1 protein-coding gene is annotated in these 270 nt (G+C 69.3%); it reads left to right on the top strand.

Annotated features, from left to right (window positions below):
• On the top strand, positions 1-270 hold a 270-nt coding region (locus tag SB751_RS30735; RefSeq protein WP_410749119.1), incomplete at both ends, for a FlgD immunoglobulin-like domain containing protein.

The raw sequence follows: 270 nt of genomic DNA, 5'->3' as shown, positions 1-270 counted from the left end.
CCGGCCAGCAGACGCAGGCCGCGCTCCTGATCGGCACGAACGTGCTCGCGCCGGGCAACGGCGTCGCGGTGAAGGGTGGCGCGGCGTCGCCGTTCGGCGTGTCGCTCGCGAACGACGTGTCGAACTTGACGATCACCGTGAAGAACAGCTCGGGAGCCGTCGTCAACACGATCAACGCGGGCAAGCAGTCGGCCGGCACGGTGCCGTTCAACTGGACGCCGACCGATGCAGCGGGCAACGCGCTGCCGGACGGCAAGTACACCGTGAGCG

The sequence above is a fragment of the Cupriavidus sp. SIMBA_020 genome, from assembly GCF_046535395.1.
GTDB classification, from domain to species: Bacteria; Pseudomonadota; Gammaproteobacteria; order Burkholderiales; family Burkholderiaceae; genus Cupriavidus; species Cupriavidus campinensis.
This window is presented reverse-complemented; position numbering and strand designations above follow the sequence as displayed.